Source organism: Citrobacter sp. Cc139 (assembly GCF_030334645.1).
In the GTDB taxonomy this organism is placed as follows: domain Bacteria; phylum Pseudomonadota; class Gammaproteobacteria; order Enterobacterales; family Enterobacteriaceae; genus Citrobacter; species Citrobacter werkmanii.
In genome coordinates this window covers 26,693-48,698 of record NZ_JAOWDM010000091.1, presented here as the reverse complement: position 1 = coordinate 48,698, position 22,006 = coordinate 26,693, and the positions used below count along the sequence as shown (strand labels likewise).

General features: G+C 51.8%; 19 protein-coding genes. 12 read left to right on the top strand and 7 right to left on the bottom strand.

The features are described from left to right. Positions 1-41 precede the first annotated feature (41 nt). From torC to torD, 3 genes are read left to right on the top strand one after another with little or no spacing between them, the layout of a single operon-like run. Positions 42-1,175, top strand: coding sequence for a pentaheme c-type cytochrome TorC (gene torC, locus OGV69_RS18355; protein ID WP_069323438.1), 1,134 nt, complete (start codon positions 42-44; stop codon positions 1,173-1,175). Positions 1,176-1,184: 9 nt separating this feature from the next. After that, positions 1,185-3,686, top strand: a complete 2,502-nt coding sequence (torA, locus tag OGV69_RS18350; protein ID WP_069323439.1) for a trimethylamine-N-oxide reductase TorA — start codon at positions 1,185-1,187, stop codon at positions 3,684-3,686. Then, positions 3,676-4,308, top strand: coding sequence for a molecular chaperone TorD (torD, locus tag OGV69_RS18345; protein WP_069323440.1), 633 nt, complete (start codon positions 3,676-3,678; stop codon positions 4,306-4,308). Before torA ends, torD begins: the two co-directional genes overlap by 11 nt. 800 nt (positions 4,309-5,108) lie before the next feature. Here torD and yeiP read toward each other — a convergent pair. Continuing rightward, a complete protein-coding gene (yeiP, locus tag OGV69_RS18340) occupies positions 5,109-5,681 on the bottom strand; it encodes an elongation factor P-like protein YeiP (protein ID WP_038642029.1) in 573 nt (190 codons plus the stop codon). A gap of 157 nt (positions 5,682-5,838) precedes the next feature. On the opposite strand from yeiP, the gene OGV69_RS18335 reads away from it, so the two are divergent. Next, positions 5,839-6,093: a YkgJ family cysteine cluster protein gene (locus OGV69_RS18335; RefSeq protein WP_005129254.1), complete on the top strand. Its 255-nt coding sequence runs from the start codon at positions 5,839-5,841 to the stop codon at positions 6,091-6,093. Here the strand turns inward: OGV69_RS18335 and setB are convergent. After that, on the bottom strand, positions 6,090-7,271 hold the full coding sequence (gene setB, locus OGV69_RS18330; protein ID WP_038642028.1) for a sugar efflux transporter SetB: 1,182 nt from the start codon (positions 7,269-7,271) through the stop codon (positions 6,090-6,092). The two genes, OGV69_RS18335 and setB, sit on opposite strands and share 4 nt — an antisense overlap. 367 nt (positions 7,272-7,638) lie before the next feature. Between setB and fruB the strand changes: the two genes are divergently transcribed. The 4 genes from fruB (at position 7,639) to OGV69_RS18310 (ending at position 11,794) form a co-directional block, all read left to right on the top strand. After that, positions 7,639-8,769: a fused PTS fructose transporter subunit IIA/HPr protein gene (fruB, locus tag OGV69_RS18325; protein WP_069323441.1), complete on the top strand. Its 1,131-nt coding sequence runs from the start codon at positions 7,639-7,641 to the stop codon at positions 8,767-8,769. Continuing rightward, a complete protein-coding gene (gene fruK / locus OGV69_RS18320) occupies positions 8,769-9,707 on the top strand; it encodes a 1-phosphofructokinase (protein ID WP_006683781.1) in 939 nt (312 codons plus the stop codon). Before fruB ends, fruK begins: the two co-directional genes overlap by 1 nt. Before the next feature lie 16 nt (positions 9,708-9,723). Further along, positions 9,724-11,412, top strand: a complete 1,689-nt coding sequence (fruA, locus tag OGV69_RS18315) for a PTS fructose transporter subunit IIBC (RefSeq protein ID WP_038642023.1) — start codon at positions 9,724-9,726, stop codon at positions 11,410-11,412. 145 nt (positions 11,413-11,557) lie between these two features. Beyond that, on the top strand, positions 11,558-11,794 hold the full coding sequence (locus tag OGV69_RS18310) for a YgdI/YgdR family lipoprotein (protein WP_069323442.1): 237 nt from the start codon (positions 11,558-11,560) through the stop codon (positions 11,792-11,794). Between the two features lie 64 nt (positions 11,795-11,858). Here the strand turns inward: OGV69_RS18310 and OGV69_RS18305 are convergent, their stop codons facing one another. Next, a complete protein-coding gene (locus OGV69_RS18305) occupies positions 11,859-13,157 on the bottom strand; it encodes an anaerobic C4-dicarboxylate transporter (protein WP_038642019.1) in 1,299 nt (432 codons plus the stop codon). Between the two features lie 73 nt (positions 13,158-13,230). Beyond that, positions 13,231-13,950 carry a cysteate racemase gene (cuyB, locus tag OGV69_RS18300; RefSeq protein WP_038642017.1) on the bottom strand — a complete coding sequence of 240 codons (720 nt, stop codon included), beginning with the start codon at positions 13,948-13,950 and terminating at the stop codon, positions 13,231-13,233. 353 nt (positions 13,951-14,303) lie between these two features. On the opposite strand from cuyB, the gene hypT reads away from it, so the two are divergent. The 4 genes from hypT to OGV69_RS18280 all read left to right on the top strand — a co-directional run bounded on the left by hypT (position 14,304) and on the right by OGV69_RS18280 (position 18,730). Further along, a complete protein-coding gene (gene hypT / locus OGV69_RS18295; protein ID WP_069323637.1) occupies positions 14,304-15,215 on the top strand; it encodes a hypochlorite stress DNA-binding transcriptional regulator HypT in 912 nt (303 codons plus the stop codon). A 303-nt stretch (positions 15,216-15,518) separates the two neighbouring features. Continuing rightward, positions 15,519-16,460 (top strand): pseudouridine kinase, encoded by a 942-nt coding sequence (locus OGV69_RS18290; protein ID WP_227409067.1) that lies wholly within the window; start codon positions 15,519-15,521, stop codon positions 16,458-16,460. Further along, positions 16,448-17,383 carry a pseudouridine-5'-phosphate glycosidase gene (locus OGV69_RS18285; protein ID WP_038642013.1) on the top strand — a complete coding sequence of 312 codons (936 nt, stop codon included), beginning with the start codon at positions 16,448-16,450 and terminating at the stop codon, positions 17,381-17,383. The genes OGV69_RS18290 and OGV69_RS18285 overlap by 13 nt, the downstream gene beginning before the upstream one ends. 96 nt (positions 17,384-17,479) lie before the next feature. After that, complete coding sequence (locus OGV69_RS18280) at positions 17,480-18,730, top strand: NupC/NupG family nucleoside CNT transporter (protein WP_038642011.1); 1,251 nt, start codon at positions 17,480-17,482, stop codon at positions 18,728-18,730. A gap of 43 nt (positions 18,731-18,773) precedes the next feature. On the opposite strand, the gene OGV69_RS18275 is transcribed toward OGV69_RS18280, so the two are convergent. The 3 genes from OGV69_RS18275 to OGV69_RS18265 all read right to left on the bottom strand — a co-directional run bounded on the left by OGV69_RS18275 (position 18,774) and on the right by OGV69_RS18265 (position 21,844). After that, on the bottom strand, positions 18,774-19,862 hold the full coding sequence (locus OGV69_RS18275) for a sugar kinase (RefSeq protein ID WP_069323444.1): 1,089 nt from the start codon (positions 19,860-19,862) through the stop codon (positions 18,774-18,776). A gap of 2 nt (positions 19,863-19,864) precedes the next feature. After that, positions 19,865-20,722 carry a deoxyribonuclease IV gene (gene nfo / locus OGV69_RS18270; protein WP_038642007.1) on the bottom strand — a complete coding sequence of 286 codons (858 nt, stop codon included), beginning with the start codon at positions 20,720-20,722 and terminating at the stop codon, positions 19,865-19,867. Between the two features lie 72 nt (positions 20,723-20,794). Next, positions 20,795-21,844: a YeiH family protein gene (locus OGV69_RS18265; RefSeq protein ID WP_038642005.1), complete on the bottom strand. Its 1,050-nt coding sequence runs from the start codon at positions 21,842-21,844 to the stop codon at positions 20,795-20,797. Positions 21,845-22,006 lie beyond the last annotated feature (162 nt).

The window sequence follows — 22,006 nt, the reverse complement described above, 5'->3', positions numbered from 1 at the left end:
TGATCGCTTAGCGTGTCGCTATTAAAAAAATGGAGGCAAGCATGTCGTGGATAAGAAAGAACGCACTGTGGTGCGCATTCGTCGGGGCAGTAACAATGGCCCTTGCAATTTGGGGGACGTGGCAAGGCGTTCATTACACCAGTACCACCGAATTTTGTTTATCGTGTCACTCGATGCGCACACCAGGAGAGGAATATAAAACCAGCGTGCATTTTCGCAATGCTTCTGGCGTGCGTGCTGAGTGTAAGGATTGTCATATTCCTCCAGGGATCGTCCCGACGCTGGTTCGTAAAACGGAAGCCTTAAACGACCTCTACCACACCTTTATCTCTCCTTCGATTGATACCCCTGAAAAATTTGCCGCAAAACGAGCGGAATTGGCCCAGCGGGAGTGGGCGCGAATGAGCGCTAACCATTCAGCGGCATGTAAATCTTGCCACAGCTATGAGGCGATGGATCACGGCAAACAATCTGCGAATGCGGTGGCGCAAATGACCGCGGCGGCGGCAAAAGACAGCAACTGTATTGATTGCCATAAAGGTATTGCCCATCACAAACCCGATATGAGCAGCGGTTTCCGCGATCGCTATAAGCAGTTGCAGCAGCAGGGAGCGTCTTTATCGAATGCGAGCACGCTGTTCTCGTTAAGCGAAAAAGCATTGACGCCAACGGCCGGAAGCCCCGCAGGTAAAGCGCTGTTATTTCCTGCCACCGAGGTCAAAGTGCTGAAAAAAGAGGGCAGCAACGTGCAGCTTGAACTGACGGGCTGGCGTGAAAGCAAAGGACGCGGGCGGGTGATAACCCAGTATATGGGTAAGCGTGTGTTCTCGGCCGTGCTTGATGACGCCTTGATGGCGAACGTAAAAGTACTACAAACCCAGGTCGATCCTGACTCACACCAGCAATGGCAGCAGGTGAGCGTGACAGCCTGGACCTCCGCCCAGGGGCTTATCAGCAATATTGCACCGATCTGGGAATATTCGGATCAAATGCTGCAATCCACCTGTAGCGCCTGTCATAGCACTCCTCCTACGACCCGATATACCGCCAACGGCTGGATCGCCGGATTGAAAGCGATGTCCACCTATTACCGACTGAATCCGGTGGAGGAACGTACGTTGTTGAAATACCTCCAGACCCATGCCAGCGATGTGTCTGAACTTAACAAAAATTAAGGAAAATATATGGATATTCATGACTTTAACCCATCTCGCCGCCGTTTTCTGAGCGGTATGTTGGCGGTGGGCGCGGCCAGTGCGCTGGCGCCGAATCCACTGATATCAAAAGTATGGGCAGCGGGAGAAAACCCCGCACAGTGGATTCAATCCGGTTCGCATTTTGGCGCTTTTGAAGCCAAGGTTGTCAACGGCGAGTGGACAGAAACCCGGCCTTTCAAACATGACAAATACCCTTGCGATATGCTGAACGCGGTGCGTGAAGTGGTCTATAACCCGTCGCGGGTGCGTTATCCAATGGTTCGTCTGGACTGGTTACGTAAACGCGAGAAATCGGATCGCAGCCAGCGCGGAGATAATCGTTTTGTGCGGGTAAGCTGGGATCAGGCGCTGGATCTGTTTTACGAAGAGCTGGAACGGGTACAAAAAACCTACGGCTCATCGGGGGTATTTACCGGGCTGGCCGACTGGCAAATGGTAGGGAAATACCATAAAGCGGGCGGGGCGATGGACAGAGGGCTTGGTCTGCATGGTAGCTATGTGACGACCGTTGGCGACTACTCTGCAGCAGCTGCGCAGGTTATCTTGCCGCATGTGATTGGTTCGCTGGAAGTTTATGAACAGCAAACGTCACTGCCGCTGGTTATTCAGAACAGTAATACCATCGTGCTGTGGGGGTGCGATCCGATCAAAAACTTGCAGATCGAGTTCCTGGTTCCCGATCACGATGCGTTTGGCTACTGGCAACAGATTAAAGAAGCGGTTGCGCAGGGTAAAATGCGCGTTATCAGCGTCGATCCAGTGCGTAGCAAATCGCAAAACTACCTTGGCTGTGAACAACTGGCGCTACGACCACAAACCGATGTCGCGCTAATGCTGGCACTCGCCCATACGCTGTATGAAGAAAAACTGTATGACACGGCGTTTATTAACGATTACACCGTGGGTTTTGAGCAGTTTTTGCCCTATCTGCTTGGGGAGAGTGATAAGCAGCCGAAAAATGCCGAATGGGCAGCGGAAATCTGTGGCCTGACGGCGGATCAGATCCGTGATTTCGCCCGCCTGCTGGTCAAAGGCCGGACCCAATTTATGGGCGGTTGGTGCGTACAACGCATGCATCATGGCGAACAGTATCCCTGGATGCTGGTGGTGCTGGCCAGTATGGTTGGGCAAATTGGCTTGCCGGGCGGCGGCGTAGGGTTTGGCTGGCATTACAACGGCGGAGGTACGGTGACATCCACCGGACCTGTACTGTCCGGGCTGGGAGGGATCGCGAATCCTCCACCGGCGAAGTATAAAGCGGATTTTCGCGGCGCATCGGAGCATATCCCCACCTCACGCATCGTTGACTGCCTGCTGGAGCCGGGCAAAAAGGTTGCCTTTAACGGCGAAACGTTAACCTGGCCTGATATTAAAATGGCGATCTACAGCGCGGCGAATCCATTCCATGCGCAGCAGGATCGTAATCGCATGATCAAGGCATGGAAGAAGCTGGAAACCGTGGTGGTATTGGATCATCAATGGACCGCGTCGTGTCGATTTGCCGATATCGTCCTGCCTGTTACCACCCGCTTTGAACGTAACGATATTGAACAGTTTGGTACGCATTCGAACAAAGGGCTGATGGCCCTGCATCAGATTGTTAAACCGCAATATGAAGCGCGGCATGATTTTGACGTTTTTGCCGGATTATGTAAGCGCTTTGACAAAGAGGCGGTGTACCGCGAGAACCGTGATGAAATGCAGTGGATACAGGCGCTCTACGACGAAGGCGTGAAGATGGGCGCGTCGCTCGGTGTCTCCTTACCGGACTTTACGACGTTCTGGCAGGGCGAAGGATACATTGAATATCCGGCCGGACAGCCGTGGGTGCGTCACGGTGAGTTTCGCGACCAACCAGATCTTAATCCCCTGGGAACGCCGTCAGGTCTGATTGAAATCTACAGTAAAACCATTGCTGGCTTTGCTTACGAGGATTGTCCCGGTCATCCAGTATGGATGGAACCGTTTGAACGTAATCATGCCGCTAAAAAAAATAAATATCCGCTGCATCTGCAATCCTGCCATCCGGATAAACGTCTGCACTCACAGTTGTGCTCGAGCGAGGCGTTTCGCAATACCTATGCGGTTGCCGGAAGAGAACCGCTTTATATCAGCGCGCAGGATGCCACTGCCCGTGGTCTGAAAGCAGGTGATATTGCTCGCGTCTTCAACGACCGTGGTCAGGTGCTGGCTGGGGTGGTGATTAGTCCGGATTTTACCCCTGGCGTAATCCGCATTCATGAAGGGGCGTGGTATTCCCCGCAGGAGGGTGGAAAGGCCGGGACGTTATGCACTTATGGCGACCCGAATGTCCTGAGCGCCGATATTGGTACTTCACAGCTGGCGCAAGGCCCTTCAGCGCATACCGTGCTGGTGGAGGTCGAACGTTATCAGCAGAAAAAAGCGCCACCGGTAACGGCATTCGGCGGCCCGGAGACAGTAAAAGAGGAGGGGGGAAGTGCAGCATAACCAAATACATCAGCAGCGGGTGGACATGTACCAGTGGTTCTCGCAATTGCTGTTCCGTGAGCTGGACGAAAAGCAACTTGCCAGCCTTGAAAACGACGATAATCGGGCGTGGATTGTCTCACTGGCGGCGATTCCTGGATTGTCTGGCAAGGTTAAGCATTTTGAGCGTAGTCTGACCCGGATTTTATGCCGTGATTCCCGACAGCTGGAACTCGCCGCGGATTTTGCCTCGCTGTTTCTGCTGGCGCCGCCTGGCGGAGTCTCTCCCTATGCAGGGCACTATCCGCATACGACCGCGTCAGCAGAACGTCAGCAAATGAATGCGCTGCTGATCGAACACGGTCTGACCGCGCGGGAAAATGAGCCATCCGATCATATCGCCATTCAACTGGCATTGATGGCGAAGATGGTTGCTAAAGAGGAGGCGGTATCTGCGCAGTATTACTTTTTGCATCACCATATGATGTGCTGGGCGCCATTGCTACGCGATGCCTGCCTGGCGCGAGATGAACAGGGGTTTTACCCGCAGGCGGTCAATCTGATAGTGAGTTTTATGCGCGAGGATGAACAGTATCTGGAATCGCTGTTAATGGATGATTTTTATCTCAGCAGTCAGCGTTGAAAATGAAAAGGGACAGCTGGTGCTGTAATGCCAGCCAGTTAAGCATTATGGAGAATATTTTATTGCAGCATAGGGTTCCGTTCACCTCAGCGGAGTCATTTCTGTGAAGCGCAGATACCCGTGAACGTGCAAGGGAGGCTCACCGCCGCCTCCCTTGCAACCCAGGCTCCCGGCGGGAAAATCGTCGCTGCGCGAGTTATTCGTCTTATGCCATCTGACTGTCGGGTCGGGGCCGAGCCTGCGTCCATGCAGGCCATCCCCTCTGCCCGCATCCCTGCGGGCAGACCCGGTCAGCCGTCAACGACTCATCGATTTTCAGCCGGACCGGGGTCATCGCTTCAACTCTCTGACTTTCAGTTAAATCTCTTTTGCTGTTCAGATATATTCAAATAAAAATACAGATGGTCAGGTGCGGGCTGGTCCGGCTGAAAATTGCCGACGTGTTTCCGTAAGGCCGGGAGAACCCGCAGGGATGCGGGTTCAGGGCGCGCTTTACAGGGACGTTACATCGCGCCCGGCCCGGAAGCCTGGAGGAATGAGCGGAGGGAACCACGAAGTGGCAATTTTCCCGCCGGGAGCCGGGATTGTTAAGGGTACGGCGATAGTACCCTTAACACGTTCACAGACAGTATCGTTTCAGAGAAGTGATAAACATAGGGTGAACGTCACAATACGCCGGAGGTAAAAGATTCAATACCTCCGATTGTTCCACTCTCAGATATCGTTACGATCATTCATCTTTGTAAACTAACAAGCCTTACAGCCTGCGCTGTCCCTTTTCGTCAATGGGGAGCAAAAAATTAGTCTGCACGGCCCATGTAGCGACGTTCTTCGATATGAATACGGATTTTTTCGCCCGCACTCAAATACTCAGGAACCAGGATCACCAGGCCGGTAGTCAGGGTAGCAGGTTTGTTACGCGCGCTTGCTGAAGCACCTTTAATGCCGGGCGCTGTTTCAACAATTTCCAGGTCTACCGTTTGCGGCAGTTCCAGCGCCAGCAGTTGGCCGTCCCAGGTCAGAACCTGCATGTCCGGCATTCCGCCTTCCGGCATGAACAACAGTTCTTCTTCAATCTGGTCTTTGGTGAAGGTATACGGGGTATAGTCTTCTTTATCCATAAAGACATATTCGTTGCCATCGACATAGGAAAAGTCAACGCCACGACGGCTCAGGGTGACAGTATCAACGATATCATCGCCCTTGAAACGCTCTTCAACTTTCAGGCCGGTACGGACATCAGAAAAACGCATTTTGTACAGTGTGGCGGCGCCACGTGCGGTTGGTGATTGAATATCAATATCTTTTACAATCAGCAGCTTGCCGTTGTAATTCAGTACCATACCTTTTTTAATTTCGTTCGCTCTTGGCATCGAAAAAATCCTGTAGTGAGGAGTGTCTAAAATATCGCGTAAAACTACTCGCGCCGGGGCATTCAGGCAAGTGGAATTGATGCTTTTGCTGGTGCAAAAAAGGTGTTACTGTGCGCTTCTCTCACAATCCGATGGTTTACGATAAAGAGAATACTGTATGGAATGCCGTCCGGATTGTGGTGCATGCTGTACCGCGCCTTCAATCTCCAGCCCTATCCCTGGTATGCCTGATGGCAAGCCCGCTAATACGCCATGCGTTCAGTTGGATGAATCCTTGCGCTGCAAAATTTTTGCTTCGCCGCTGCGGCCAAAAGTATGTGCCGGTTTGCAGCCCAGTGCGGAAATGTGTGGGAAGACGACGCACCAGGCCATGCTGTATCTTATTGAGCTTGAAGCGCTGACCGCGCCTTAAACATCTTTGATGCGCGCCAGGCACACGATGGTGGCGACGATCATCACCAGCGCAAACCAGAACACGGCGTGATAATTCCAGATTTCAGCGGCAATACCTGCCAACGATCCGGCAATAATCCAGCCTACGCGAATGGTATTCGTATAAAGGGTCGTGGCTGAACCTGCTTGTCCTGGCATCAAATCCTGGAAATAGAGCATGCCAATCCCACCAAGGATGCCGATATAAATCGCGTTCAGCAGCTGTAAACCAAGCAATACCGCCGGAGAGTGGGCCAACAGCATACCGGCATAAAAGAAAAAGCCGGCCACGACGGCAATTCGCATCAACAGACGCTTGCCCAGACGCTTAGCAAAGTATCCGGCAATCAACATGGTCGGGATTTCCAGCCCGGCAGCGGTTCCCATCATGATACCCGCCAGTTTTTCCGGCAGATGCAGTTCATTGATAATAAACAGCGGCATATTAATGATATAGAGGCTATTGGTCCCCCACATTAATGTGCAGATAACAAAAAGGAGCAGCGTGTCGCGACGATTGCGCCGTGGCGCCTCCACTACGCCAGTGGCGAGAGGCACATTTTTACTCATCGACGGTAAGAATAACCAAACCATTGCGCCGCAGACAATAAAAGCAACCGCCGCGCTGAGGTACATCACCGTGAAGCTAAATCCCATTGCCAGTGCGTAGGCCAGCGGCGGGCCAATTACCCAGGCCAGCGATACCTGCGCACGTAAAATTGAGCTGAACATGACCGCTTCCCGGCCTGTACGGTCGGCATGCTCGCGAGCGAGAGCAAACATTTGCGGGTTGGCGGTTGAACCAAAGCTGCTGAGGAAGACGCCGACAAACAGCAAAATAAAATAGTTACGGTTCCAGGCAAACAGCACGCAGGCCAGCATGCCCAGTACACAACAGAAGACAATCAGGTTTTTGCGATCGCCTTTTTTATCCGAGCGCCCGGCCAGAAACTGACTCACCAGGATACCGATTACGGCGCTGCCGGTAAAAAAGAACCCGACCATACCGGGACGGGCATGGACTTCATCGGTCAGAAAAAGACTCAGCGTTGGTGTCTGCAAAGCGCCGGCGATACCCGTCAGAAACGCGACAAGCAGGAACGCCGCAGACGTTAAATCGAACGCCTTAGGTGTGGCGGCTACGGGGGTGTTATGCATGTTTTGATATCAATGATGTGAAGAGACGCGGAGTTTACGCTGCTTGCCAGAAAATAAACAGGTAGCCAAATCAAAATCGGCATCAAAAATCAAAATAGCATTTCAGTCAAAGAATGCTGTTTGCTGATGTTGCTGAATCTGACACGTTGATGCCATTTTTGCTTCAGCAATTTTATCTCCCCCAGAAGAAAATGTGCGTTATCTCTAAATTCAGCAAGTAATTTGTCAACTTTACTTGTGTGCTGAAGAAAAAAGATCAAGACTTCTTGAAACGTTTCAGCGTCATCTTGCCATAACTGATGGAGTCAGGTGACGCCTTTTTTCTCATATTGGCTGAATCGTTTCAATTCAGCGGGAGAGGAGAACCATGTTCCAGTTATCTGTTCAGGATATTCACCCGGGCGAACAGGCCGGGAATAAAGAAGAGGCTATTCGCCAGGTTGCCGCGGCCTTAGTGCAAGCGGGTAACGTTGCGGAAGGCTACGTCGATGGCATGCTGGCGCGTGAACAACAAACGTCCACGTTTCTAGGCAACGGTATTGCTATTCCTCACGGGACGACGGACACGCGCGATCGGGTGCTGAAAACCGGTGTGCAGGTGTTTCAGTTTCCGCAGGGCGTGGTCTGGGGCGAAGGACAGGTCGCGTATGTGGCGATCGGTATTGCCGCCAGCTCTGATGAGCACCTCAGTTTACTGCGTCAGCTAACGCATGTGTTGAGCGATGACTCCGTTGCTGAACAGCTGAAATCAGCGACTTCGGCGGAAGAGCTGCGCGCGTTGCTGATGGGCGAAAAGCAGAGCGAACAATTAAAGCTTGATAACGAAACGCTGTCGCTGGACGTCGTTGCCAGCTCGCTGGTGACGCTGCAGGCGCTCAACGCTGCGCGGCTGAAAGAAATTGGTGCGGTTGATGCCGCATTTGTCGCCAGGGCAATCAATGAGCAGCCGATGAATCTCGGTCAGGGGATCTGGCTGAATGACTGTGCTGAAGGTAACGTGCGCAGCGCCGTTGCGGTCAGCCGCGCAGCAACGGCGTTTGATGTCCAGGGGGACGCGGCAGCCCTGCTGGTAACCGTCGCGATGAATGACGATCAACCGGTTGCGGTGCTGAAGCGCCTTGGCGATCTGCTGCTGAATAATAAAGCTGACCGTTTGTTGAAAGCGGATGCGGCAACGGTGCTGGCGCTGCTGACCAGCGATGACGCCTTAACCGATGATGTACTGAGCGCCGAATTTGTTGTGCGCAATGAGCATGGTTTACACGCCCGTCCGGGCACCATGCTGGTGAATACGATTAAACAATTTAACAGTGAAATTACCGTGACAAATCTTGATGGAACCGGCAAACCGGCAAATGGACGCAGTCTGATGAAAGTTGTGGCATTAGGCGTGAAGAAAGGACATCACCTGCGCTTTACCGCCCAGGGCGAGGATGCTGAACAGGCGCTGAAAGCGATTGGCGAAGCCATCGCTGCAGGTCTAGGGGAGGGCGCGTAATGAGCAGACGTGTTGCTACTATCACCCTTAACCCGGCCTACGATCTGGTGGGTTTCTGCCCGGAAATTGAACGTGGCGAAGTGAACCTGGTGAAAACCACCGGTCTGCATGCGGCGGGAAAAGGGATTAACGTCGCTAAGGTTCTGAAAGATTTAGGTATCGATGTCACGGTGGGCGGTTTTCTGGGTAAAGACAACCAGGATGGTTTTCAGCAGTTGTTCAGCGAGCTGGGTATTGCCAACCGTTTTCAGGTTGTACAAGGGCGTACCCGTATCAACGTCAAGCTGACCGAAAAAGACGGTGAAGTCACCGACTTCAATTTCTCTGGCTTTGAAGTCACCCCCGCTGACTGGGAACGCTTTGTGAACGATTCGCTGAGCTGGCTGGGCCAGTTCGACATGGTGTGCGTTAGCGGTAGTTTGCCGACCGGCGTGAGCCCGGAAGCTTTCACCGACTGGATGACGCGTCTGCGCAGTCAGTGTCCGTGCATTATCTTTGATAGTAGTCGTGAAGCGTTGGTGGCAGGTCTGAAGGCGGCGCCGTGGCTGGTGAAGCCAAATCGTCGTGAACTGGAAATCTGGGCGGGTCGTAAACTGCCTGAAATGAAAGATGTGATTGATGCGGCGCATGCGCTGCGCGAGCAGGGTATTGCTCATGTGGTGATTTCACTCGGTGCGGAAGGCGCGCTGTGGGTCAACGCTTCGGGTGAGTGGATCGCAAAACCGCCGTCAGTCGAGGTGGTCAGCACCGTTGGCGCGGGTGATTCGATGGTTGGTGGTCTGATTTATGGCCTGCTGATGCGTGAGTCCAGCGAACATACCCTGCGTCTGGCGACGGCTGTTGCCGCTCTGGCGGTAAGCCAAAGTAACGTGGGTATTACCGATCGTCCTCAGTTGGCCGCAATGATGGCGCGTGTCGACTTAAAACCGTTTAACTGACAGCAGGAGAGGCATAATGAAAACGCTGCTGATTATTGACGCCAATCTCGGCCAGGCTCGCGCTTACATGGCGAAAACCCTGCTTGGAGCGGCGGCGCAAAAAGCGCATCTGGAAATTATTGATAATCCGAATGATGCAGAACTGGCGATTGTTCTGGGCGACACGCTTCCTGCTGACAGTTCGCTGAACGGCAAAAAAGTCTGGCTCGGCGATATCGGTCGTGCGGTTGCGCATCCTGAACTCTTCCTCAGCGAAGCGAAAGGTCATGCAAAACCTTACAGCGCCCCGGTTGCGACAACGTCTGTTGCCAGCAGTGGCCCAAAACGCGTGGTGGCGGTGACGGCTTGTCCGACCGGCGTTGCCCATACGTTTATGGCTGCTGAAGCTATTGAAACAGAAGCGAAAAAACGTGGCTGGTGGGTAAAAGTTGAAACCCGTGGCTCGGTCGGGGCAGGCAATGCCATTACCCCGGAAGAGGTGGCTCAGGCGGATCTGGTGATTGTGGCGGCTGACATTGAAGTTGATCTGGCGAAGTTTGCCGGAAAACCAATGTACCGCACGTCTACTGGCCTGGCGCTGAAGAAAACCAAACAGGAGCTGGATAAAGCGCTGGAAGAGGCGACGCCGTATCAGCCAACCGGCAAGGCGCAGTCTGCGGCAACCGAAGGGAAGAAAGAGAGCGCTGGCGCGTATCGCCACCTGCTGACGGGCGTGTCCTACATGCTGCCGATGGTTGTTGCTGGCGGTCTGTGTATTGCGCTCTCATTCGCCTTTGGTATTGAAGCGTTTAAAGAGCAGGGCACGCTGGCGGCGGCGCTGATGCAGATTGGCGGCGGTTCAGCCTTTGCGTTGATGGTGCCGGTTCTGGCGGGGTACATCGCGTTTTCCATCGCTGACCGTCCGGGTCTGACGCCAGGTCTTATCGGCGGTATGCTGGCAGTAAGCACCGGTTCTGGCTTTATTGGCGGGATTATTGCCGGTTTTCTTGCCGGTTATGTGGCGAAGCTCATTAGCACCAGGCTGAAACTCCCACAGAGTATGGAAGCGCTGAAACCGATTCTGATCATTCCGCTGCTTTCAAGCCTGGTGGTGGGTCTGGCCATGATCTACCTGATCGGTAAACCGGTAGCCGGCATTCTGGAAGGTCTGACCCACTGGCTGCAAACCATGGGTACGGCGAATGCGGTGCTGCTCGGTGCGATTCTTGGCGGTATGATGTGTACTGACATGGGTGGTCCGGTTAACAAAGCGGCGTATGCTTTTGGTGTGGGCCTGCTGAGTACGCAAACTTATGCGCCGATGGCTGCCATTATGGCGGCGGGGATGGTACCTCCGCTGGCGCTGGGTCTGGCAACGCTGGTTGCGCGTCGTAAGTTCGACAAAGCCCAGCAGGAGGGCGGTAAAGCTGCGCTGGTGCTGGGCCTGTGCTTTATCACCGAAGGGGCTATCCCATTCGCCGCGCGTGATCCGATGCGCGTTCTGCCTTGCTGTATCGTTGGTGGCGCGATTACCGGCGCTCTCTCCATGGCGGTAGGGGCTAAGCTGATGGCGCCACACGGCGGTCTGTTCGTGCTGTTAATCCCTGGCGCAATTACGCCGGTGGTTGGTTACCTGCTGGCCATTATTGCCGGTACGCTGGTAGCCGGTCTCTCCTACGCGGTGCTGAAGCGCCCGGAAGCAGAGGTTGTGGCAAAGGCGGCCTGATTAAGCGCTGAAATCCAGGGCAGAGATTTCTCTGCCCTTTTTTATGCCTTAACCCTTACCGTTACAGCATCGCCACAATAATCCATCCTGCCTTAAGCAAATTCGATAAAGTGCCTTTAAATCAAACTGGTCACGGAAATCGAATATGAAAAAAGCGCCCATTTTTGCTGCTCTGTCACTCGCGACGCTTCTACTGTCGGGATGTTCAACCACCTGGGTGATGACAACAACGTCAGGTGCAACAATAGAGACGCAAGGCAAGCCTGAGCAAGACCCCGGGACAGGACTGACAAAATATGCTGACGCCTATGGTTATCACCGCGTGATTAAAAGCAGCGATGTGAAGCAAATAGATAAAGGTAAGACGGTATTGATGTGGTGAGCCGGGTCAAGTGAATAGAGAATCATTCAGGGGCGAAATCTTTCGCGCCCCTGAATAAGACGGCTCAGGCAATCATTGGGGCGATGATAAAGCCAAAGGCAACGCCCGCGATGATCCCACCCAGTCCCGGCAACATAAACGGATGGTTTAAGACATACTTACCTACGCGCGTTGTCCCGGTGGTGTCGAACTCCATCGCCGCCAGTGAAGTTGGGTACGTTGGGAGAACAAACACGCCGGTCACAGCCACATAGGAAGCCAGAATTGCCCAGGTGGGAACGCCAAGCGCGACGGCAAGCGGGATAATCAACGGCGTGGTGGCTCCCTGCGAATAGAGCAGCGCGCAGGTGCCAAACAATACCAGAGCCAGCAGCATCGGGTAGGCCTGCAGAATATTCCCCGCGATGTCCTTAATCTCCGCTAGGTGCGCGTCAATGAATGTGGTTCCCAGCGTAACAATGCCGAGAATGACTGCCAGCGAACTCATCCCGGCGCGAAAAGTTGACGTCAGGACAATGGCATCTGTAGATGTTTTGCACAGCACCACCATCAGGCAAGCGGCAGCCAGCATGCAGATGATAATGATATCCCGCGTATTCATTGGGCTGCCAACATCAAATCCAGGGCGTAGCTGCGGGAATGCGGCAAGAATAACGATGAGCACCGTGGCCAGCATAAACAGGGCGACGGAAAGTTTTGCACCCGGTGTGGTACTGTTTTGCCCTTCGTATTTGCGCACCAGCCCTTTCTGCAGGCGTTCCAGATAGACCTCATCGTCCTGGAGTTCACATCCCTGGCGCGAGGCGATGAATGCCCCAACCATCGCGGCAACAAACGAGGCGGGCAGACATACCGCCATAACCTGGATAAAGCTGATACCGTTGCCTTCCATGATGGTCAGCATTGCGGCCATTGCGGCGCTGATCGGCGAGCCGGATATTGCAACCTGGGACGCCACTACGGAGCCTGCGAGCGTACGAGAAGGGCGGATGCCTGACTCTTTCGCAACTTCGGCAATCACCGGCAGGGTAGAAAAGACAATGAAACCTGTTCCCGCCATTATGGTCATCGACCAGGTGATAATCGGTGCAATAACATTGATATATTTAGGATTACGACGCATAAAATTACCGGCAATGCGTACCAGATAATCCATGCCTCCGGCTGCCTGTAGCGCTGATGCCGCCACAACCACCGTCATAATAATAAGAATGACGTCCACAGGCGGCGAGCCAATTTTCAGACCAAATCCCAGGGTTAAAATAGCCAACCCCAGCCCACCGCATAAACCGATACCAATTCCGCCGAGGCGGATGCCGAAAAATATTGCGCCTAATACTACGAGAATTTCCAACCAAAGCATAATGGCCTCCGCCAGATAATAATTCGCTATAAGAATGGCTTTTATTAAATGTGATGATTAAATGGTGGTTTTTTTATTGCGCCAGAAGGTGGCTTTTTCCAACGCGTTTTTCATACCACTTAATTCCGGCACGAACCAATGAACCGGTTGAATCAATATATTTTTCTGGTGATGTCTTGACGGCTTCAGCAAGGATGACGGGGACTTCAGTACATCCCAGAACGATGACTTCCGCGCCGCGTGCAAAAAGTGCTTCAGCCTGTTCATTCATTAATTTTTGTGCTTGCTTAACATCTCCTGCTTTCAGGCAATAAATACTTTCCATGACTTTTTCCTGGCTGGAAGAATCAGGGCTGACGCAGGTTAACCCAAGAGACTCTATCCCTTTTTGGTAGAGACCCATGTACAACGTGGCATTGGTAGCCAGCAGTCCGATGCGCGATTTTCCGCAGCTTCTGACCTCATTCAGGGTTGTCTCCACAATACTCAGCAACTCCGTATGACAGGATTCTTTTAACTCTTTAAACCAAAAGTGGGCGGTATTACACGGGATCACAATACACTCCGCGCCAGCATCTTCGAGTTTATGCATATAATCGCGCATGGCCGGAAGGGGGGAATTACCATGACGCATTAATGCGTCAGTACGGTCGGGTATATCAGGAATGGATGAAATAATTAATGGAATATGTTCCTGATCGCGTTGCGCTGCAGTAAATGTGACGAATTTATTAAATAGATCGACGGTTGCAGCAGGTCCCATACCACCAAGTACGCCAATTAAACCTTTCACGATATATACCTCGTTTAACCATTAAATAATATTCAGGCTATGTTTTATCTTGCCCTAATGTTTAACAGCAGAGCGTCGCGACGAGAAATGCAATAATGTTTGGCTTAATGCAAAAACCGCATGACTGTAGTTTTTTTCGCCGTTCTATGAGGTCAGGATAGGGTGCGGAGCCTGAAGATCTGCAAGCAGAGTAGGGTTGCGGCTGGATGGTGACGCTGACATGTTAATGTCAAAAACGAAGGCTTGATGCAAAAAACGAATCATTATGGGCTAATCGTCAATACCATCTCTGGAATTCTTCAGGCATGATGTTGTTAGGCTCATCAACATATTTAAGCATCCGCGTGACAGGCATGAAAAATATTGAGACAAAATGGTTATATGATTTCCTGACGCTGGAGGCATGCCGTCATTTTTCCCAGGCTGCGGAGGAGCGCAATATATCTCAGCCGGCATTTAGCCGGAGGATCAAAGCGCTCGAATCAGCCGTGGGGGTGCAGCTGTTTGATCGCACGACGACGCCGCTGCAATTGACGGAGGAGGGCAAGTTATTCCATTCGCAAACGCGTAGCCTGCTACAACAGCTGGAATGTAATCTGGACGAACTCAGTGGTCACAATCTGCTTGGGGTCCCCAACATAAAAATCGCGGCAGCGCATTCTTTGTCGCTGACCATGTTGCCCCGGTTAGTGCATTCCATGGCGGCCTGGGGGGAAGAATTTGTCTGGCACGTCGAGGCGATTGATGTGGTGCAAGCGGTGAATACCCTGCGCGAGGGGAAAAGTGATTTTATTATCTCGTTTCGTGACGAGGATTTAATGCAGTCGCCTTTCTGTGGCTTGAAGGTTTTTGAGTCAGAGCTCTATCCTGTCTGTGCTACCGATGGACAGGGGAACGCGTTGTTTGATATCTATCAGCCGCAGGCGCCGATTCTGAACTATACCAGCACATCCTACATGGGAAGATTGGTAAATCGTCAGTTAGCGGAAGTTGGCGGCATTTCAGCACGAACGTTGTTTATGTCTTCGATGAGTGAGTTGTTGAAAAACATGGCGCTGGATGGGCATGGGATCGCCTGGCTACCAGCGTGGTCGATCGTCAACGAGCTGCGCGATAAGCGTCTGGTGCGCCTGGATACACCTGAACTGATGGTACCTATTCAGGCCTATATTTACCGGATGGATACCCGATTGAATAAAACGGCTGAACATTTCTGGCGTATTTTGTACAACCATATGCCAGAGGACCTGGTTTCGCTTACCTGAGACGCGCCAGCTCGCCTGGCGCATCTGAAAAATTTCCGGTTATACCGGAGTTATACTTTTTAGTCTGCTTAATTTGTGTACTACCTCTCATTTTCTCTCTCCCTTACAAACTGTATCTATAAAAAATTGTGATTCTGTTCATATCTATTGACTTTGGTTCTTGCAGATAGATTTACTTTGTCAAAAACACGCTTACTATAAACACATGTTCGATACTGAACATGTGCTCTAATAATTTTGTGTGTGGCGGTGGTTATTCTTAACGAACTCATTTGTGGCAAGATAATTGCCAGGGGACGTGCTATGCGTGAAAAGGAATACATAGTAACTATTGGCTCGGCCAATATGGATGTTGCTGGGTATTCGCATGCTTCTCTAAATTATGCGGATTCGAATCCAGGAAAGATAAAATTCACCCCTGGCGGAGTTGGACGCAACATTGCACATAATCTCGCGCTATTGGGTAAAAATTCGTGGTTACTGACTGCGGTTGGTAATGATTTTTATGGTCAATCGTTATTGGCGCAAACTAATCTATCCGGAGTACATGTTGATAAGTGTCTTATCGTTCCGGGAGAGAATACATCGAGTTATTTATCTCTGCTTGATAACACCGGTGAAATGCTGGTTGCCATTAATGATATGAGCATTACCGAACATATTTCACCGAGTTTTTTAGCGCAGCAGCATGATTTTATTCGGCAGGCGAAAGTTATCGTCGCCGATTGCAATATCAGCGAAGACGCCCTGGCATGGGTGCTGGATAATGCCGGAGATGTTCCGGTGTTTGTCGACCCGGTATCGGCATGGAAATGCGTCAAAGTTCGCGAGCGGCTTGGACAAATTCACACCCTCAAACCTAACCAGCTTGAAGCCGAAACGCTGAGCGGTATTGCGCTTTCCGGGCGTGATGATGTTGGCAAAGTGGCCACCTGGTTTCACGATCGCGGCTTAAATCGCCTGGTGCTCAGCATGGGCGGTGACGGAGTTTATTACAGTGATATTGCGGGGGATTGCGGTTGGTCGCTGCCGATTAAAACTCACGTCATTAATGTTACCGGGGCTGGCGATGCGATGATGGCGGGACTGGCTTCCTGCTGGGTAGACGGCATGCCCTTTATTGATTCGGTTCGATTTGCGCAGGGTTGTTCATCAATGGCATTAGCCTGTGAATATACCAATAACCCTGATTTGTCTGTTGCGAATGTTATCTCAATCGTGGAGAACACAGAATGTCTGAATTAACTCTTTCCTCTGAATTATTACAAATATCTCCAGAAGTACAGGAAGCATTAAACAGTAAAAAACCGATTGTTGCCCTCGAGTCAACCATTATTTCTCATGGTATGCCATTTCCGCAGAATGCCCAGACCGCTATTGAAGTAGAAGAAACTATTCGTAAGCACGGGGCAGTTCCTGCGACCATTGCCATTATTGGCGGGGTAATGAAAGTTGGTTTAAGCAAAGATGAAATTGAATTGCTTGGAAGAGAGGGGCATAGCGTTACTAAAGTCAGTCGTCGTGATTTACCATTTGTGGTTGCTGCAGGAAAAAATGGTGCGACGACAGTTGCCTCAACCATGATTATTGCCTCCCTGGCTGGAATTAAAGTATTTGCGACGGGCGGGATTGGTGGTGTTCACCGTGGTGCTGAACATACCTTTGATATTTCCGCAGATCTGCAAGAACTGGCGCATACCAATGTCACGGTAATTTGTGCCGGGGCGAAATCTATTCTTGATCTCGGTTTAACGACCGAATATTTAGAAACCTTTGGCGTGCCGTTAATTGGATATCAGACCAACGCATTGCCGGCATTTTTCTGCCGAACCAGTCCGTTTGAGGTCAGTATCCGTCTGGACAGCGCAAAAGAGATTGCCCGTGCCATGGCGGTGAAATGGCAGACAGGTCTCGACGGCGGTCTGGTTGTTGCAAACCCAATCCCGGAGCAGTTTGCGATGGCTGAAGAGAAAATTAATGCGGCAATCGATCGGGCGGTAAAAGAAGCGGAAGAGCAGGGGGTTGTGGGCAAAGAGAGTACGCCGTTCCTGCTGGCGCGCGTTGCGGAGCTGACCGGTGGTGACAGCCTGAAATCAAATATTCAGTTGGTGTTCAACAACGCGGTACTGGCTTGTGAAATTGCGAAGGAGTATCAACGCCTCGCCTGACCAAATTTTCCGGGCAGAATGCGGTCGCCCGCGGATAGCAAACCTACCAAAACCTGGCGGTAACGCCGGGTTTCCTGGCATGAAGGGAATTTCATTATGGATATAATGAGAAGTGTTGTGGGTATGGTGGTATTACTGACTATCGCGTTTCTGCTGTCAGTAAATAAAAAGCGTATTAGTCTGCGTACGGTCGGGGCAGCACTGGTGCTGCAAATTGCAATCGGCGGCATTATGCTCTATTTCCCGCCGGGGAAATGGCTGGTTGAACAGGCCGCGCTCGGTGTCCACAAGGTGATGTCATACAGTGACGCGGGTAGTGCATTTATCTTTGGCTCCCTGGTCGGGCCAAAAATGGATGTGCTGTTCGACGGAGCCGGGTTTATCTTCGCCTTTCGGGTGCTCCCGGCCATCATTTTTGTGACCGCGCTGATCAGTCTACTCTACTACATTGGCGTGATGGGGCTGTTGATCCGCATCCTTGGCGGTATTTTCCAGAAAGCGTTAAACATCAGTAAGATCGAGTCATTTGTCGCAGTAACCACGATTTTCCTCGGGCAAAACGAGATCCCGGCAATCGTGAAACCGTTTATTGACCGGCTGAATCGCAATGAGCTATTTACCGCTATCTGTAGCGGGATGGCCTCGATTGCTGGCTCAATGATGATTGGTTACGCTGGAATGGGCGTTCCGATTGACTATCTGCTGGCGGCATCGTTGATGGCAATCCCTGGTGGTATTTTATTCGCGCGTATGCTGAGTCCGGCAACTGAAGAATCTCGCGTCACCTTTGAGAACCTGTCATTTACCGAAACGCCGCCGAAAAGCATCATCGAAGCAGCGGCGAGTGGGGCGATGACTGGGCTGAAAATTGCCGCAGGCGTGGCGACGGTAGTAATGGCATTTGTCGCCATTATTGCGCTGATTAACGGCATTATCGGCGGAATTGGTGGTTGGTTTGGTTTTGGTCACGCCACCCTGGAAGGGATCTTTGGCTATGTGTTAGCCCCGCTGGCGTGGATTATGGGCGTTGACTGGAGCGATGCGACGCTGGCAGGTAGCCTGATTGGACAGAAGCTGGCAATCAACGAGTTTGTCGCCTATCTCAACTTCTCGCCGTATCTGCAAACCGGCGGGACACTGGATGTGAAGACCATTGCGATTATCTCGTTTGCGCTGTGCGGGTTCGCTAACTTTGGTTCGATTGGCGTTGTCGTCGGCGCATTTTCGGCGATAGCGCCACAGCGAGCCCCGGAAATCGCGCAGCTTGGAATGCGCGCGCTGGCAGCAGCAACGTTGTCAAACCTGATGAGCGCCACCATAGCGGGTTTCTTTATCGGTATAGCATAGTGAGAATAATGCCGGATAAGCGTGGCGCTATCCGGCATTACATTTAAGCTGTTTGCAGCAAATATAAGGCGTTATCTGCCGAGAGGGTTGGGTTGTTAATGCTGACGCTGGCTCGCGATAATGCCGCGCAGGCCATGGCAAAGTGAGCGCTTTCACGGAACTCGCTACCTTCCAGAAAGCTGTACAGCAATCCCGCCATAAAAGCGTCATCGGCGCCAAAACTGTCTACGATCGTATGATTGGGAGGCGTCAGTAAAAACTGCTCTCCGTCCTTTTCGCTGCAAAAAACAGATTCATCTTCCAGACAGACAAAGATCCGTTTTACCCCTTGCTGATGCAGACTATTGACGGCCAGTACGCGATCGGCATCTGAATGGATAGGTTGACCCCACAAAATCGCCAGCTCTTTCTGCGTTGGTTTTAGCGTATGAATACGCGTAAACCATGTCTTCATTTTTGCCGCTTTGAACTCTGAAACGGTGTCAATGAATACCGGAATATCATCTGCAATAGTAAAGACCCACTCAATGGCTTCGGCGGTCAGATTGCAATCTGCCAGTACGACACCGGAATGGCGGATCAAATCTCGCGACCCGTTCAGCAACTGCGGCGTTAATTGCTGCAGGATATGGGTATCGTTAATTGCCAGTACGGTTTCTTCCTGCTGATTAGCGATCGACAGGTAGGTTGAGGTGTTATGCCCATGCAGGCGTATGCAACTTGCAACGTTAACACCGGCCTGACGCGTTTGTTCCAGCAATGTTTCTCCATAGAAATCACTGCCAACAGCGGAAATTAAGTGAACGTCACGGCCCAGCAGCGCCAGGTTGTGGGCGATGTTGCGTCCTACGCCGCCTGCCGAGCAGTGAATGCTGCCAGGATTAGAGGCAGCCTGAGGATAATGGATGTCTGCAACACCACGAATATCCATGTTGATTGCTCCGACAACCACGCAATAATCCTGTTCGGTAAGGATATAACCTTTACCTTTGATCATGCCTTTACGCATCAAATCCATAATATGCGCAGCGACGCGTGAACGGCTGATTTGCAGAATATCGGCGATTTCATTCTGCTGAATCAACGGATTGCGACGCAGGATCTTAAGGATCTGCTTTTCCCTGTCGTTCATGATTACGCCACCGCTTGTTCTGTTTGCTGGGCTTTCAGCCAGGCAATCTCTTCTGCCCAGATATCCGGATTAATCGTTTCCAGCACCAGCGGAATGCCATCAAAACGACTGTCCTGCATGATCCAGCGAAAAGCGTCGTGGCCAATATTCCCTTCACCTAAGCTGTGGTGGCGGTCGACGCGACTGCCAAACGTGCTCTTGGCGTCGTTCAGGTGCATACCGCGTAGATAGCTGAAACCGACAATACGTTCAAATTCCGCAAACGTCTTTTCGCATTCCTCGACAGAACGCAAATCGTAACCGGCAGCGAAAGCATGGCAGGTATCAATACAGACGCCAACACGGGATTTATCTTCAACACCATCAATAATGGCGGCAAGGTGCTCAAACTTAAATCCGAGATTGCTGCCCTGTCCGGCGGTATTTTCGATAACTGCCGTAACCCCTTGGGTCTGAGCGAGGGCGATGTTGATAGATTCAGCAATGCGCGCCAGACATTCATCTTCCGGGATCTGCATCAAATGGCTGCCCGGATGAAAGTTGAGCAGCGATAAACCGAGCAGTTCACAGCGCTGCATTTCATCGATAAATGCATCGCGTGATTTTTCCAGCGCATCGCTGACCGGGTGGCCGAGATTAATCAGGTAGCTGTCGTGAGGCAGGATCTGAGCGGAAGTATAGTGATACTTCTCGCAAGCGGATTTGAAATCATCAATGATTTCAGTGGTCAACGCCGCGGCGCGCCACTGACGCTGATTTTTGGTGAACAGGGCGAATGCGGTAGCTTCGATTTCTGCGGCCCGAATAGCGGCGTTAGCCAGACCGCCAGCGGCGCTTACGTGCGCTCCGATGTATTTCATGAATTAAACCCGCCATACTCAAATTCAAAAAAGGAAGAGTATAGCGGGTCAACTAACGTTAGTCGTGATCGTTTATGCCATTAGCGCGTGGATAGCGAAGTTAATCGCACCACCGCCTACAATCAGCCAGACAAACAGCAGTAGCGCCATCAGCAAAGGTTTAGCACCAGCTTTTTTCAGGGCGCTCACGTGAGTGGTTAGCCCCAGTGCGGCCATCGCCATTGCCAGCAGCACGGTATCCAGCGTCACCAGCATACTCACTACCGACTGCGGCAGCAGGTGGAAAGAGTTAAAAATCGCCACCACAATGAACATGATGGCAAACCATGGAATGGTGATTTTGCTCTTCTCACCACCGGTTGCCGGAGACAGTTGTTTTACTCGTGCGGCCAGCAGGATGAGGAACGGCGCCAGCATCATGACGCGCAGCATTTTGGCAATAACCGCGGCGTTTTCAGCATCCGGGTTAATGGCGTGTCCGGCGGCAACAACCTGCGCAACTTCATGCATGGTGGAGCCAATGTAAATCCCGTAAGTCTCGGGAGTAAACCAGTGCGCTAACAGCGGATACATCGCCGGATACAGGAAGATAGCGATAGTACCGAAGATAACCACTGTGGCGACGGCGACCGTCACCTTACTGGCTTCGGCTTTAACGACAGGCTCTGTTGCCAGTACCGCGGCGGCGCCACAGATGCTGCTGCCCGCGCCAATCAGCCAACTGGTGTGACGGTCCAGACCAAACACTTTCTGCCCAAGGAAGCAGGCAATCATGAAGGTGCTGCTGAGCGTTAATATGTCGATTACGATACCGCTGACGCCGACGTCAGCAATTTGCGCGAAGGTAAGGCGGAAACCGTAGAGGATTATCCCCAGGCGTAATAAATGTTGTTTAGCAAACAGTACGCCGCCATCGCAGCTTTTCCAGATTTGTGGATACACGGTGTTGCCGATAACCATCCCAAATAAGATGGCTAAGGTGAGGGCGCTAAACCCGGCACCTGCGACGGCGGGAATGGATCCCCCCCATAAGGCGGCCCCAGTGATAACTGCACTCAGGGCAAGCCCCGGAATAAAATGCCACGCTGTACGACGATGAGTCTGTAAGGTGAGTTCTGTCATATCCTTCTCCTTTATCTGGGTAAAAGAGTACGGCGATGTGGTTTAAAAATAAAATTGATTATATATTTATAATTAATCTATATAAGTGGTATACCCGTCATACTTCAAGTTGCATGCGCGTTGGCTGCGCTCGTTCACCCCAGTCTCGTACTTAAGTACGCT